Here is a 350-nt window from a genome sequence, read left to right on the forward strand (position 1 = left end):
CATCGGCGCGTTTGCGTTTCACTTCTGAGTTCGGGATGGGATCAGGTGGTTCCACAAGGCTATTGTCACCAAGCAAATTCTGTTTATTACCGTGTCCATCTCTGGCTCACGCTAATAATAATTCGGAAAGCTGATTGTTTTGAGTCTTTAACTTTATCAAGTATCTGTATTCTGTCTAAGGCTTTTCGTACGACCTCCATGGAAGGAGGAAGTGCTAGAAAATGTCTGGAACATTTTCAGTAAAACCCATCTGGGTTGTATGGTTAAGCCTCTCGAGTCATTAGTACATGTTAGCTCAACGCCTCACAACGCTTACACACCATGCCTATCAACGTCCTAGTCTCGAACGG

General features: G+C 44.3%; 2 rRNA genes. Both read right to left on the reverse strand.

Annotated elements, in window-relative coordinates:
• Positions 1 to 73, reverse strand: a 5S ribosomal RNA gene (gene rrf, locus KO533_RS22465); the annotation flags it as partial.
• 186 nt (positions 74 to 259) lie between these two features.
• A 23S ribosomal RNA gene (locus KO533_RS22470) occupies positions 260 to 350 on the reverse strand; the annotation flags it as partial.

This window comes from Shewanella sp. NKUCC05_KAH (assembly GCF_019345585.1).
Classification (GTDB): domain Bacteria; phylum Pseudomonadota; class Gammaproteobacteria; order Enterobacterales; family Shewanellaceae; genus Shewanella; species Shewanella oncorhynchi.